Raw genomic sequence first — 13,826 nt, forward strand, 5'->3', positions numbered from 1 at the left:
GGTAATCCATATTATTAGTCCAAGTCGATTGGCCGCTAATATGCGGCAATGCCTCGGAGCGGACTTCCCCGTAAACCCCTTTGCTTTTCTTAATCTCGCTATCCTTTATTTTTAATTCCTCGCTGGTATCCAGAGCCCGCTTGATAGTCTCATCCAGGCCTATTTGCAAAATAGAAACCTCCGCTGGGCTATCTGCTATAGCTATATTATAGGTAAATAGCGCAACTACACTGAAAGTTATAAGAAACATTATCCTTTTCATTTTATTCCTCAATGATGGTTTTGTGAACAATGCATCATTCTATGAACATTTGTTCACAATTAGAATATAACATTCACAATACCCTTTGTCAAGGCAATTTTATTAATATTTTAGTAAACTAACGGGAAGTGGTATTATGGTGGGAGCTACTTATTTGCAGTGCCGTTTAGGAATAATCTAAGGATTACGCCAGACAAATCAATTAAATTGTCGTTCTTTTCCTTCTTCTCTTCCAGCCATCTTTGAATAATCGTTTTTATAATAGAAGTAAACACCTCTGCGATTTGTCCCGCTTCAAAATCCCTGCTGACAACTCCCTGCTTTTGCGCCTCTTTCAACAGGCTAGTTGTATATTCTTGCATTTGTAGCCCTGTGGGAGATTTTAAAATTCTTCTTTCCGACAATAATTCGTTTCCCTCAGAAATAAATATACAAAAGAAATCCTGGTTCTTCTCAAAAAAGGCTAAACCTTCTTGCACAAAAATCTCCAGCTTCCTTCTTGCATCTTTCGCCTGCCCTATCTTTTCCTTAATTGATAGAAACATACTTTTCAATTTCTCTTCAAGCAAAGCAAGATAAAGAGCATTCTTATCTTTAAAATGCAGGTAAACCGTTCCAGTAGCGTACTGTGCTTCTCTTGCAATATCTCTTATTGTTGCTTTGTGATAGCCTTTTAAAGCAAATAAATGTTCGGCCGCTTTCAGGATATCGGATCTGCGTAATTGGTTATCTCTTTCTTTTCTGCTTAATACGGCCACTTGTTCTCCTTATGAATACTGTCTAATTAGTGAACAACTGTTCACAAATAAAATATAACATTCAAGTTTGCTTCTGTCAAGGTGAATTCTCCAATTTAATCGTCCAGAAATACGGCACAATAAAAAGGCTCTCTTTATATAGCTATTACGTTTCGCTAATTCTCTTCGGATTATTAGAAATCTACTCTTACTCCGGCCTTGGCGCCTACACCCTTGCGCTCGTCGGATTCCACGAATCCATATCCCTCAACAAAAGGGCTAACTTCAATCCCGGACTTCTTCTCCTCTCGCTTCTGATCCACAGTCACCTGTGCGCCAGGCTGAGCGATGATATGCGTGATCTGTTTGGTGGTTTGCGTGGGCATAAAGAATGCCCGGTAAATCGTCAGGCCCACAAAGCCGACAAGCGCGATCCCTGCCGCATAGCGTAGGGTTTTCACCCATGGCAAGAATTGAAAGAAGCTCCCTGCGAATTTGAGCAGACTAAATCTTTCGCTTTCCGCCATCCTGCACCTTACCTTTCAGCCACAGGTAAAAAAACATCCCTAGGCCGCCGACAATATTCCCGAGAGTAAAAGCTATCAATACCTTCATTTCTCCACCTCCTCGATTTTCTTATCTATCCGCTCTACGAGCGTTTCGACTCTTACCAGGCGTTCCCTGATTTCCTCGATACAGCTTACCCTTGATTCCATCGCGTCCACTCTATTATTCAATTGCCCATATCCAAAGGCAATCCCGGTAAGAGTAAGGATCAAAGTAATAGCCGCGCCTACAAACCCGGCTTTTAATCTTATCTTAGTTTCGCCGTTCATTTTTTATCTTCCTCCACTTTCTTTAGTATTTCTATAATCTCTTCCAGCTGCGCTACACGGCCCACGGTCTGCCAGTAAGCCACCTTCGCCTTCTCCTGCGATTCCTTCAACTGCACTGCCGTACCTTCCAGTCGCTTTAACTGCTGCTTCAATTCTTCCAGCATTTAATCCTCCAGTTGGATTATTTTTTATTTTGCATCAATGAAAGTTTTATAGCAAATGAGTCACCTGCATAAGCAGTTATACCTGATCTTCCTACCTTCCAGCGGATAAGGACCGTATATGTTCCTGCATTAACGGCTTCCCAATGATGAATTTGTGTTGGAAGTCTTTGATTGTAGAAAAGTATGCCTCCGGAAATATCAGCAAAAAGCCCGCCCACCCTTGCTCCGGTTTTCTCTACGCTGTTAATTAAAACCTGGATATCTATCCAGTCAGCCTGATCTTCCTGATAGTCCAGTCTTAAATCGCCTGCTTGAAATAAAATCAATAATTTAGTTGCGTCTGGAGTCGTAATCTGCGCGCTGATCAAATCGACATAAGAAGTACTGCCTGTCGACTTATTCGTAGCAGTAGCTGTTATTATTTCTGAAATGGCATTGGTCTCTAAAACCCGGCCTTTTATCACTCCGGTATTTACTTCCAACCCTGCTCCTGAGCTTAACTTATATCCTGTGGCACCAGCCACATAATCTGAGCTTTTTATATATTCATCCACCGTCAGGCTTCCCGTATTGACTGCCAACGCATCCAATTGATTCACATTTATCTTGTCGGCGTCAATCGAATCCGTATAAATCTTTCCGCCGTCAATCTTGGTTATATCAGAGCCGTGCGCCCAGCCTGTCGCAGTAGCGGCATCTATCAATTCCCACTCTCCTGCAATTATCTGATCATCACCTGGATTGCTAGCGCGGTACATCTTGTCGCCGTCGTCAGTATCAATCCATAAATCACCTGTGGCTAAAGCCGTAGGAATGGCGTCTTGTCGGAAGACGGTTATGCCTCCGCCACCACCGCTCTCGGATACCACCTGCCACGTACCCGATTGGTAGATATACAGCTTATTATTGTCGTCCGTATCAATCCAATAGTCGCCTTCATTCATGCCAGAGGTAGGCGCCTCGTCCTGATAATATGTCTTAGGCGGAATAGCGTCGCTGGCTAATTTGGAAAGTGTTATGGACTCAGCCGTAATTTTACTTCCATCCAAATCAAGGATCTTGGCATTCGTTACAATAAGGTCTTTTATCTGAGCGGATAAAGTAATAAGCTCCCCGGCTATAAGCTTTCTTGCGGATATTATGGCGTCGCCTATTTCCGCCTCATCTAAAGGCGTAAAGTTAATGGTGACGGCGGAAGAAAAGCTCCCCGGACCGTAAGTGTCTACTGCCCTTACTTTATAATAGGCCCGGTCTTTTATGACAAACTCATCTCCAACATCAGGCGTTCCTGACGGCCAGGAAGCTACCGTTACCTGTCCGGTCGAATTGTTATAGGCCGCAACTATTGCCTCCTGACCTTTATATGTTCCGCTTGTCTGCACTATCACGTCGCCGACAAAGTAATTAGTGCCGTAGCCAGCAATATCCGCGTCCGTAATGCTTGTGGCATCAACTGCGTCAGCCTTGGCGTCAACCGGTGCATTGCCCTGGACTATGGCCTCTGTGCCGGGGACCTTTGCCTCTAAAGATTCTTCTCCACCCCAGACATTGGTTGGAGACTTATAAACCTCGTATTGCTTTAAATCCGTATCGTTAACATCAGTCCATTCAATCTTGGCAAACCCGAACCACTGTGTAGCCGCGATGCTCGGTGCTGCAGGAGCCGCGTTCACCGGCGTGACAGACTGCGCTGCTTGAGAGTAATTGCCGGAGGTGTCAAAAGCCTTGATATAGTAAGTACCCGGCGTCCTGGATGCAGGAGAAACAATGGTGAATTTATTGCTTAATCCGTTATATATGAGATTACTGTTTTGCACTCCCCAGTCTGCATCCTCCAGCCTTATCTCATATCCTCCTAGGTCTTTCTCCGTATTCCTATCCCATTTAAATACGATTTCATTTGTGAAGGTATAACCAAAGTTGCTTACATTTGCCGGAGGGGAAAGTTTTCCAAGCACCGTTAAAGGTAAAGAAACTGTCCCATCCGATATAATTCCGTTTACTGAGACAGTTCTGACTTTTATATAATAAGTCTGCTCATCCTCTACCCCGTAAATCGTAAAATTAATATTACTCGTGGTTCCTATAACGATATAATCTCCTGAGCCCTTTTTGAGCTCAATTTGATAATGGCTTAAAAACACGCGGGAATCATCTGCCGGAGCGTCGAATGAAACTAAGATATCGGAACCCACGGTACCGTCTTTATGCAAATAATAATCGCTTTCTGAGATAACGAGATTGCCTACATCTGTAACCGCGGCATAGGGGTTTGCGGGAGTGCCGTAATCAAATGTTTCAATAGTTGCTCCATGCCGATCATTGTAAATAGATGAATTGTATTCCTGCGCGGTGATTTTATAGACATCCTTTTCATCCTCTTCAATGCGCTGGATGATAAACTGTTTATTCGTCCAGCCCATGAGCGAATGCGTGACCTCGATCACATCCCCTATCTCTTGGCCTACGGCATTTAAGGAAGTAGTAAACTCAACTGATAAAGGGCAGAGTTTAAGTTCATAAAAATACTGATTGCTTAATCTTGAGGCTTGAGTCTTTCTGTTAATTGAGGGGATAGTTAAGGTCTGCTCAACCAAACCGCGCTCATCCTGATCTACCTTATCCTCTGCTCCCCAAGCGAGGATCCGCGCATCATCCTGAGTAGGATCAAAGTATTCAATGCCGAAACGGTTAATCTTCTGATCCAATCCTTTTTGAATAATCCTTAAATCACGAATATCATCCTCATCAAATGAAGCTACTGCTGCCTGCGGTTTGGCTATAATAAGCTTTAGTTTTGAACCGCTCCTAATAAGCGCCCCTGCAAAGCCCACCAGCATCTCGCTTAAGTTATCCGAGGCTGCGCGCTTCTGGTCTATGCAGAAGGAAACCGTATATCTTGGCTCCTGTCCGCCTTGACCATCGCTTATCAGTTCCTGACAATAATCATAAACCTCGGCAAATGCCAGATCATCAATGTCAGCTGCTAAATAACCGCAACCTCCTATCTGCAGTTTCATTAAGAGATAATCCCTGGTGCAGGCTGAAGGATTATCAGAATAACTTTTGCTGCTTGTCCATTCTGCGCCGGTCCAGGTTGAAACTTTTCTTCCCCTGCAGATGCAGGTGATATTAGGCCTTCCGCCTTTTAATTTATCAGAGGTCTCAAGATGCACATGCAGCATGGCAGTATTGCGGTACTGGATGCCGTCTAAATCAAGGCCGGTGTCGTCTTGCACATTCTGCGTCGGCGTACCTAAGAATGCATGATACGAACACCCTGGGAAACTACCAATCGGCTCGCCGTTTAAACGCACGTCGGTGATACTTTCGATTTCGCCTTGGCAAAGAACGATTAATAAATCTATCTGCTCACCGCCCATCACCGGATTTTGAAACACAATATTTCCAGCTAAGCGTGCCTCTCCGTAAAGAACCGGTACCGGATATTGATTGCTTGAGGTAGTCTGAAGTTCGCCGAACTGATAGCGGGGCGATGCCGATGATCCGCCTGATTGCGACTGCTGGCGCGCTTGAATCGCCAAGCCTATCGAATAGCCGATCATGGCCGTTCCGATAAGACAGCCTATGGTCGTTAAGGATAAGGAAATTAAACCTCCGGCGATAAATGAGGCAGCAGCGTAATCAGCAATGACTAGGGCAACAGCAATAGCAGCTGGCGGGCCTGCGGGCGGAATGTAAATTTGTCCGTCTTTTTCACGTATAGCGAATAAAAAGTATTTTTCCCAAGAGGGCGTGAGCCGGGAAATCCTGGACTTGCCGTCTTTACGCGCGTGCAACATCCTGCCGTAGCCTAAATAAAGCCCTACATGCAGCTCATCATTAATCTTAAAGACTAAAACATCCTCTGCTTGAAGACCGTCTTTACTTACAAGGGTATTAGTTTCAATGACCTTTTTGAGGATTTCATCCTGCTTAGCTGGGTCAACCTCGCTTATCTTAGGCGCAATTCCTTTTACTCCTTTGGCGTTAAAATAAAGCTGCATCAGGCCCACGCAGTCTGTGCCTGAATAGTCACGGCCATCCTCAAGCCATTTAATGCCCACCAGTTTATTTAAGAGGTCCCGGTCTGTTTTCATTCTTCTTTACTAATCGGATTTATCAGCTGCGGGATGTGTTTAAAGCCGCCGAAATTTGCATGATTATTGTGCCGGTTTTTGCAGACATCAAAAGACTTATCGCAGCCTTTCTCAACGGAATAGGTATCCCCTGCATCCGGCGCCTGAGGCAGCGCATAATCTAAAATAAGCTTGTATTCGGCAGCAATGAAATCCACTACCTTGCGCTTGAGACCGTTATTAACACCTGAAGTAAACTTAATCACTCCGTCATTCCAAAAATCATCTGCCTCGGTTCTTGCCGCATCAATAACAAACCCGGTAGCTGATCCTGCATCCGCTGTCTGGCCGTTTATTCTCGTAGCTGCAACATTAAACTGACAAAACTCATCTCCGAAGATATAATTGCAGTAAAGCTGCTGCATACGTCCGGTTTCCACAGCCAGGGACTTAAGCTTTGACTTACATTCAATCTTAATGCTGATCTCGGTAAGCTCGGCAACTGCATTGACAATACCGTCAAACATTACCTTGGCATGCGTCTGATCTGTAAGCAGGTCGAGGAAAACCTTTCTAATAACTACCCGCCTGCCTCTTAGATCAATAGTGTTGAGCCAGTTGCTCCAAGCCCGATCCACATTGTCAAACTCGCCTGACACTGCCTCAATCTCTAACTGATTGCTTGCTGGTACAGCCGAGCGCTTTATCTTCAGCGGAATGTAATACTGTAAGACTCCGTCTAAATTCCAGAACTGGCACCTTTTATTGTCCGTGCAGAAATAATAGGTTGACGAATCGCAAGGACCCTGCGAGCCTAAATAAAAATCATACAGTTCAATAGGCCGGTTTTCCTGTTTCTGCGCTTCGTCTTTATATTGAGTCGTCAAATCCTGCATTGTTTTTTAGGGCGCCTGATAAATATTCCAAAGCACCTCTTTAAACTTTAAGGTAGTGTTATACAGCTTATACTGCACCAGCTCCCGCGAGAGCTTGTCATCATCAAAGCGCACCTGGATGTAGTATTCATAATCCGCTGTAATCACCACGCCTGCACTCGGGGCCGCAGTAAAGGTGATTTTTGCGATCTCATTGGTAAGGTCATTTAAAACTGTATAGCCGGATACCTGCAAGATGCCGTTTAAATAGACCTTAGCTGCTGCAGCATCAACCGGAAAATAATCCAGATTAAAAACTGTCTGCTCTCCATCGCCTGCTCCAACCGCCTCGCCTGTAATCGTAAAGCTCGTCGGAAACTTTACCCAAAAAGTATCGAACTTGCCTTTGCGCGCCTTAAAGAATTCCCAGATTAAATTTACTGCTTCTTCGTTTTCATTCTCAAGCCAGGTGTCAAGGGTGCGTATCGGTTTAGACCATTTAGACCTGCGCTTTTCCCTGCCCGAGTCCGCCTGAAAAATCAGTGTAGAAAACTCCACATCCTCTTTTAAGCCGAATTCAGGAGTAAAGGTTAAAACTTCTACGCTCATATGCGGTTGCGGATTGCGCTTCTTATAGGTTTATTTTTGTTTAGAGCGTCAATGATTGCGCTCTCAAAGATATCCGGATGCTGCACGAGCATATCCCGGAATGACTTTGCGTCATTAGCATTGATGTAAACGTTAAAAACCTGAGCCCCTTCAGATATGCCTTCTCCGCGGTTTAGCTTACGCAGGTTATTCGCACCTAATGCTGCCATGCCGCGCCTGGAAACTACTCCCTCGCCGCTCTGCGCAATTATCGGCACTTCATCGGGCGATAGTCCTGCATGCGCGTATACCGGCTGAACCTTCCCGCCTGAATGATAAACCATGCCTCCTTTATGGAAAAAGGGGATCATCCCCGGGAATATTGCGCCTATGGTTTTAATCAGGATTATTTTTGCCAAAACCTCTGCTAAAATATCCAGCATCATATTGCCGAATTCAACAAAGTAATCCTTGGCATCCTCAATTTGGCCGCGGAAGGCATCGCTAAAGAAGTGCTTAAACGCGCTTCCTAATGACCTGGCAGTGCCTTCGCCTATTGCCTTTATGGCATCAAAGGATTGCGCTACTTCGTTAATCTTTATGTCCTTGCCTAAGTTTCTAAGCGAATTGATAAAGCTGCCGATAGCAGCGCGCGCCTTGTCATAGCCTTTAACCAAACTGCCTTCTCCGGTAACCAAGATATTCGAGATTTTGTTTCCCACTCTCTCCATCTCAGTATCCGAGGCATTAATCAAGCTGTCTAAATTCTCCCTGAATTTTTTGATATGCTCGGCTGCTTCTCTGTAAGGCTCGCCGAGCTTTCCGGGAAGCTTTCCTAAAACCTCGTAGAACTTTTCTAGGCCAAGAGCTAATTTGTCAAAGCCGACTAAGAGGTATTTGATCAGTTTTACAAAACCGATGTAGACCATCTCTGCGCCAATCTCTGTTGCATTTAAGACCGGCACAGCCACATCCCTGAATTTAAGAAAAACAACGATAAGAATAGACACAGCAATAGCAATACCGGCAATCCAAGGATGCGCCAGAGCGAGCAAGGCAAGCTTACCAACTAAATCTAAAATTATCCCGCTTACCCTGATTAAACGGCCCGCAAGGCTGACCACTACTCCGCTTAAGGTTAAGAATATTCCGGTTATAGCAATTCCCTGAATAATCATCTGTTGGGTTGCAGGCGGGATACTATTCCATATTGCAAGAAGGTTACCGAATACATTGGCCAGTTTATGCACTACCGGCACCAATGCCTCGGCAATACTGACGCGCAAAGCGATAAAAGCATTTTCTAAACGCTTAAGCTCATTGGATACGGAAAGAGAGTATTTCTCCGAAGATTTAAAAGCTAATGCCAAAGGACCGGTTATGGCAGCGCCCATAAAGGTTAAGGTTGAGCCTACCTGGGAGATCTCCCGTCCTACCTGGCGCATAGTCATGCCCAGCTGCCGGGTAGAATTAGCAAACTTCTGCAGATTGCCTTCTATACCGGCAAGGCGCTTTGAGACCTCATCCTTTAGCTTCATGATGATTTCCAGTTCCCTGTTGGTAGGCATTAGTCCTTTTCCTCTTTAATTTTTATTACTTCTGCTGCAATAAGGCGCATTGCCTGGATAAATTTAAGCGGCTGATCTAACCAGCCGCCGGGATTAGGAAGAAATCCTTCTTTAAAAAAGATGTATGCGTTTAAATATTCAATGCTCTTTATGGTAACCAGACCTCTTGGGCATCTTGAAAACTCCCAATCTCCTATCTTCCACATCTCCGGGATGTTTGAGTCAGCTGCGCAGCCCCGCTCAAGCTTCAACGCATCGCTGCACTTTTGGCAGTCTAGCCCAAACTTAGGCAGCCAGACTGCCAAGACTAGTTTTTTGCCTCTTCCTCACTCAGTATGTTCTCTGCCAAGATTACCTCAGCCAGCTCATCGATAAGCGTCTTAGGGAACATAGAAAGTATCTCTTCGCTGGCTGCGGTATAATTCTTGCCGATTATTGATACTGAAACTGAGTCAAACTTAACCGGCTTCTTATCCCTGGGATCCAGAAAGCTATCTAGACCTTTTAAGCCGAACCTGACTACCAAAAGATTCCTTTTTGAGGCATTGATATTTGCCTTGGCTGGATCCTTAGGATTCTTTGAGCTAAACTCAAAAGAAGTGGTCTGGTCTTCGATATAGGCTCTTAAATAAGAATCAAGAGAGCCGATATGAAAAATCGTGGGGTTGTCTTTGTCCGGATCGAGTTTTGAATGATAGGGCTTAGTCTCGTAAATATTAATTCCGGTAAGCATGAGATATCCTCCTTAGGTTTATAAAGCTAAAATTGTCAATTCATCGTCGCCGGATGAGAGCGATCCGTTTAAATTAAAGCTGCTTTTAGCCAGCTGCAGTCCGTCTCTATCCTCATCCTCAACTTTGGTGTATTGCGCACGCGGGATGTAAAACCTGAACTTATTTCCGGCAACTGAGCCGACTATAAAATCAACTACCATCTCAGTACCTTGAAACCACTTGCTATGGAAATCATGCGCTGCGCAGGAAACCATCTCCGGATTAAATGAGCCGGAGACTTCTCTGCCGGTAATAGCAAAGGATAAGATTCCCCGCGGGTCATTCACATCATCCCGGACCGCCAAAGTATTCCCTACATCAATATCCATCTCGCCTATCTTTGCGGAATAGGCATCCATCGAGAAAAGCGCATTTAAGAATGCGGGCGGTTTAGTGGTTTCGTAGGTTACGCCTGCAAGAAAGGACACATCCGCAACCCCGGCTTCTACCCCTTGGAACTCAAAATCCAGAAACACCGGCTCCCCTGATTTAAAGCCAAGTTTTACCTTGCCGCGGGAGCCCTTTAAGAGCTTGCGTACTCCGTCTTCGTAACTGCCCTGGGTAAGCGAAGGGATATTTTCCGAAATCAGCTTAAACTCATTGCCGACAGCTGAAGGCGCAGAAGACGTCATGGCAGTTGCGGTTGAGGTTTCGCCGGTGATGGTTTCGCCTGACTGAAATGTCCCTGAAATAGACACAAACATAATCGCAGCTTGGCCATTGGCAGTATTAATCACTACCCTCCCCGTTGCTACAGATGTCCCGCCGGTAATGGTCTCTCCGTGCTGAAAAGGCCCGTTGGTAACCACTCCGATATCCATGGACTTTAAGGCGTTCACTCCGAATCCGCAGGCTTGAAGCAGCTTTGCCCACTCCGGCGCAGTTACAGTTGCGCCTGAGCCTCGCAGCTCTAAGCGAAAACTTAAAGCCGCTGGCCGTTTGCCGGGAATCTTAGCGATATTGGAAAAAGACGGCCTGGCAGGATTGCGCTCAAACATGGCAATGTCAAAACTCACCTTCGGGTTATAAACTAAAATCTTGGCATCAGCTGCAGCTAAAGTTTCAGCAGTGCCCTCTGCTGCCTCAATCTTCGCGGCAAGCTGTCTTTTGCGTGTAAGCATGGTTTAACCTCCTATCCCGAAACTTCGGGATCATCTTGTTTATGCTGGTAAATTATCTCAAGCTCTATAACAATACCCGCCTGCGGCTGGCCTTCTAAGGTCTCAAAAAGAACATTAGATTTGATATTGGTGTCTTTGGCAAAACCACCCCGGGTGTAATCAGCCATAAGGGCCTTCTCCATATCGCCTAACAAGCTGTTTAAGAGTGAATCTGTGGGCTGAAGATCAGCTGCGTCCTGCCTCATCCAGACATCCAGATAAACTGTGAATCTGCAGGTGGTAAAAGGATTTGGGCTGGGTTCTTTTTCTTCAGGCCCGGCGTTAATCACAATGCAGGGCACATTCAATAAAGAATTGCCAGACTGCCTCCAGCGCTGGACACTGGCGATATCATTGTGATAGCCGTTTGAGATTAAAATAGTTTCAAGCGCTGTCTTTAAATTTTCTAAAATGCTTTCTCTGACGGTCATACTTTATTCAGCGTTTTTTCAATAGATTTGTTTAAAATCTGGATGCGCTCGTTTTGCATCTCATCCCAGGTTTTGTAGAACATCAGTCTCGGCCGGATGCGCACGCTGTTCTTTAAGACAAAAAGAGGCAAGAGTTCGCGCAGTTTCTTTTTAACCTTGGCTAGGAAGGTCTTACCTCTCAGTTGAATAGGCACAACATTTTTAAGCAATCTCGGCTGGCGGTATTGTTTTTTTAACCTGCCGTCTGCTGTAAATAATTCTTTGCGCGCCGATAAAGGCACTGCAAGCTTTCCGCCTCCTGGATTCTTAAGCGTTGCCCCTTCCTCGTGCATGCGCGCAATCTTTGAGTCTGAAAAAATCACCATACCCATGCCTTCAATATTCTGGGATAATAAACTTGCCCGGCTGAAGTGCGTGAATATGCCGTGCGGCCTGCCCTTTATTCCCGGAGGGCCCTGCAGCCGTTCCTGACGGAATGTTTTTAAGAACTTGCGGCTGATGTGATCCATGCCGTCGGCAATCTCGTATTTAAGCTCCTTCGGAAACATCCTCAAAGCCCGCTCAAGATTCCTGGTATTTATCTCTAACGTTAATTCGCTCATTTCTGCACCAGCAAATGCCAGATGCCCTCGTCATGGTCTAAAATATCCGCAACTATCCAGCTGATAACCGCGCCTCCGATTGTTTCAGCAAATGAAACAATATCTCCGCCTTTATTTATTGAGGTAACACCCGCTGCTGCATCATTGGCAATAAAGATTTCACCCTGATTAAGAAGCACGCGACCGGTATCTTCATAAGCCGGATCTAAGCGTTTGCGGATTATGACCGCTTTAATTATTTTCGGCACTCCAGCCTTAGGCGTATATGTCAAATCTTCCGCAAATGCAGCTCCGTCAAGAAAAACCTTTATTACATCCTGCGTAACTTGCGATTTAAAAGTCATGACCTGTCCTTTCAAAGAAAGCCGGGGGAGATTTGATTCCCCCCGGCTCACCTTATTTAGGCGTCGACTTTCATCAGATGCGCAAAATACGGGTCAATGATCAGCTCATCGACATGCTGGCGCACGCGAAAGATATCGCTTCTGGCTGCGTCATCCCGGTACTGTTCGACCGTTGCATTATCCGGGCTGTCTGCACTCCACAAGAAGGTCCTGCCTACGCTTGGCACAGAAAGCCTCTCTGAAGCGTCGATTACCGCAACCAGCGCGTAGTCATCGCTCCAGATATCCGCTGAAACAAAGGCCTTGCCTTCTTTTGCGGAATTGTAAATTCCTTTGCCGACAATGATCCTCTGAATACCCAGGATATCTGCCAGGGCATTTAAGATCTCCGCTTCCGTCAGGCGCGCCACGTACTTGATGGCATCCTTTATGCCGGTATTTACAAGCAGCCGATCAATGTTGGCCTTGCTTATAACCAAGACGTTTGGCTCTAAGCCGCTGTTCTGGCGCACCTTCTCCCGGGCCGCTCTTACCTGCGCTACGGCATCTGTAGCCACGTTATCCCAGGGGTTAGCGGAATTATCCGTATACAGAGGGGCGCCCGTAAAGGTAGTGGCGTTAAAAACTACCGCAGCAATCCGCCTTTCCTGCGCCTGCAGGACCCTGCGGGTTACGATCTGCACTGTGGTAAGCTCTGCGTCAAAATCGGTAGCATACAGGGCTCGCTCTCCGTCATCCAGAGGGCCTTCTAAGCCAAACTCCTCGCAGTTATACTGCCTGTCCTTGGCTGAAAAACCGTCACGGTTGTAATTGCCTCTTGGCGCGCGCTTGGTGTCAGCCTCTCTAGTGATGCTCTCCCGGGTGATTGCCGGGAATATGCTTGCTTTTTTCTTGGTAGAGAATATCGGCAAAACCTGAGTCCCGATAAACTCATTCTGCTGCTGGATAAACTCCAAAGCAGCCTCTCCTAATTCCATCCTTGGCACTGCTCTTGTTCCCTGATAATCAACTCCCATCTGAATCCTCCTGTTCTGTTTAATTACGCTAACAACCCTTCTACGATTTCTCCGTCTGAGCCTGTGGCTTCAAGGACCACGCCTTGAATCGATCCGCTTACTGTAGCGCTTACCTTGCCGTCAGCTGCGCCGTAGAAGCTCCCGCCTACAGCTATTGCTCCGGCTGCGACGACCTTAAAGGTCCTGCCGGTTGACTTTAGATCAACTGAGACCATCTCTCCGGACACTGCCTTGGCGCTGGTTATGCCGATAAATGCCTCGCCTGCGTCCGCATACTCAACCTGGGTTCCGCTTCCTGCGGATAACTTTACCCTGCGGTAAGCCTCTAAATCCTCTCCTGCCGTAAAAGCCTTTGAACCGATATTAAACTGTGACATTTTACTTTCCTCCT

General features: G+C 46.0%; 17 protein-coding genes. All 17 read right to left on the reverse strand.

Annotation, left to right across the window (positions count from 1 at the left end; translation table 11 throughout):
• Positions 1 to 262, reverse strand: a 262-nt coding sequence (locus PHC29_02065; protein MDD5108285.1) for a hypothetical protein, incomplete at its 3' end; no start/stop codon positions are given.
• Positions 263 to 408: 146 nt separating this feature from the next.
• Positions 409 to 1,020: a TetR/AcrR family transcriptional regulator gene (locus PHC29_02070; protein ID MDD5108286.1), complete on the reverse strand. Its 612-nt coding sequence runs from the start codon at positions 1,018 to 1,020 to the stop codon at positions 409 to 411.
• A 173-nt stretch (positions 1,021 to 1,193) separates the two neighbouring features.
• On the reverse strand, positions 1,194 to 1,415 hold the full coding sequence (locus PHC29_02075) for a hypothetical protein (GenBank protein MDD5108287.1): 222 nt from the start codon (positions 1,413 to 1,415) through the stop codon (positions 1,194 to 1,196).
• A 195-nt stretch (positions 1,416 to 1,610) separates the two neighbouring features.
• The gene (locus PHC29_02080) at positions 1,611 to 1,835 is read right to left on the reverse strand and encodes a hypothetical protein (protein MDD5108288.1); all 225 of its coding nucleotides are present in this window, start codon (positions 1,833 to 1,835) and stop codon (positions 1,611 to 1,613) included.
• The gene (locus PHC29_02085; GenBank protein MDD5108289.1) at positions 1,832 to 1,999 is read right to left on the reverse strand and encodes a hypothetical protein; all 168 of its coding nucleotides are present in this window, start codon (positions 1,997 to 1,999) and stop codon (positions 1,832 to 1,834) included. Before PHC29_02085 ends, PHC29_02080 begins: the two co-directional genes overlap by 4 nt.
• 17 nt (positions 2,000 to 2,016) lie before the next feature.
• Positions 2,017 to 6,099, reverse strand: a complete 4,083-nt coding sequence (locus PHC29_02090; GenBank protein ID MDD5108290.1) for an NlpC/P60 family protein — start codon at positions 6,097 to 6,099, stop codon at positions 2,017 to 2,019.
• The gene (locus tag PHC29_02095; protein ID MDD5108291.1) at positions 6,096 to 6,974 is read right to left on the reverse strand and encodes a phage BR0599 family protein; all 879 of its coding nucleotides are present in this window, start codon (positions 6,972 to 6,974) and stop codon (positions 6,096 to 6,098) included. The genes PHC29_02090 and PHC29_02095 overlap by 4 nt, the downstream gene beginning before the upstream one ends.
• Positions 6,975 to 6,980: 6 nt before the next feature.
• Positions 6,981 to 7,562, reverse strand: a complete 582-nt coding sequence (locus tag PHC29_02100) for a DUF2460 domain-containing protein (GenBank protein MDD5108292.1) — start codon at positions 7,560 to 7,562, stop codon at positions 6,981 to 6,983.
• On the reverse strand, positions 7,559 to 9,109 hold the full coding sequence (locus PHC29_02105; GenBank protein MDD5108293.1) for a hypothetical protein: 1,551 nt from the start codon (positions 9,107 to 9,109) through the stop codon (positions 7,559 to 7,561). The genes PHC29_02100 and PHC29_02105 overlap by 4 nt, the downstream gene beginning before the upstream one ends.
• Positions 9,109 to 9,414, reverse strand: a complete 306-nt coding sequence (locus PHC29_02110) for a hypothetical protein (GenBank protein MDD5108294.1) — start codon at positions 9,412 to 9,414, stop codon at positions 9,109 to 9,111. Before PHC29_02110 ends, PHC29_02105 begins: the two co-directional genes overlap by 1 nt.
• A 2-nt stretch (positions 9,415 to 9,416) precedes the next feature.
• Positions 9,417 to 9,842 carry a hypothetical protein gene (locus PHC29_02115; protein ID MDD5108295.1) on the reverse strand — a complete coding sequence of 142 codons (426 nt, stop codon included), beginning with the start codon at positions 9,840 to 9,842 and terminating at the stop codon, positions 9,417 to 9,419.
• Positions 9,843 to 9,860: 18 nt separating this feature from the next.
• On the reverse strand, positions 9,861 to 11,003 hold the full coding sequence (locus PHC29_02120) for a hypothetical protein (GenBank protein ID MDD5108296.1): 1,143 nt from the start codon (positions 11,001 to 11,003) through the stop codon (positions 9,861 to 9,863).
• Positions 11,004 to 11,014: 11 nt separating this feature from the next.
• Positions 11,015 to 11,473: a hypothetical protein gene (locus PHC29_02125; protein MDD5108297.1), complete on the reverse strand. Its 459-nt coding sequence runs from the start codon at positions 11,471 to 11,473 to the stop codon at positions 11,015 to 11,017.
• The gene (locus tag PHC29_02130) at positions 11,470 to 12,075 is read right to left on the reverse strand and encodes a hypothetical protein (GenBank protein MDD5108298.1); all 606 of its coding nucleotides are present in this window, start codon (positions 12,073 to 12,075) and stop codon (positions 11,470 to 11,472) included. The genes PHC29_02125 and PHC29_02130 overlap by 4 nt, the downstream gene beginning before the upstream one ends.
• Positions 12,072 to 12,419: a hypothetical protein gene (locus tag PHC29_02135; GenBank protein MDD5108299.1), complete on the reverse strand. Its 348-nt coding sequence runs from the start codon at positions 12,417 to 12,419 to the stop codon at positions 12,072 to 12,074. The genes PHC29_02130 and PHC29_02135 overlap by 4 nt, the downstream gene beginning before the upstream one ends.
• 56 nt (positions 12,420 to 12,475) lie before the next feature.
• Positions 12,476 to 13,435, reverse strand: coding sequence for a hypothetical protein (locus PHC29_02140; protein ID MDD5108300.1), 960 nt, complete (start codon positions 13,433 to 13,435; stop codon positions 12,476 to 12,478).
• 23 nt (positions 13,436 to 13,458) lie between these two features.
• The gene (locus PHC29_02145) at positions 13,459 to 13,812 is read right to left on the reverse strand and encodes a DUF2190 family protein (GenBank protein MDD5108301.1); all 354 of its coding nucleotides are present in this window, start codon (positions 13,810 to 13,812) and stop codon (positions 13,459 to 13,461) included.
• Positions 13,813 to 13,826 lie beyond the last annotated feature (14 nt).

This window comes from Candidatus Omnitrophota bacterium (assembly GCA_028712255.1).
Lineage (GTDB): Bacteria > Omnitrophota > Gorgyraeia > Gygaellales > Profunditerraquicolaceae > UBA6249.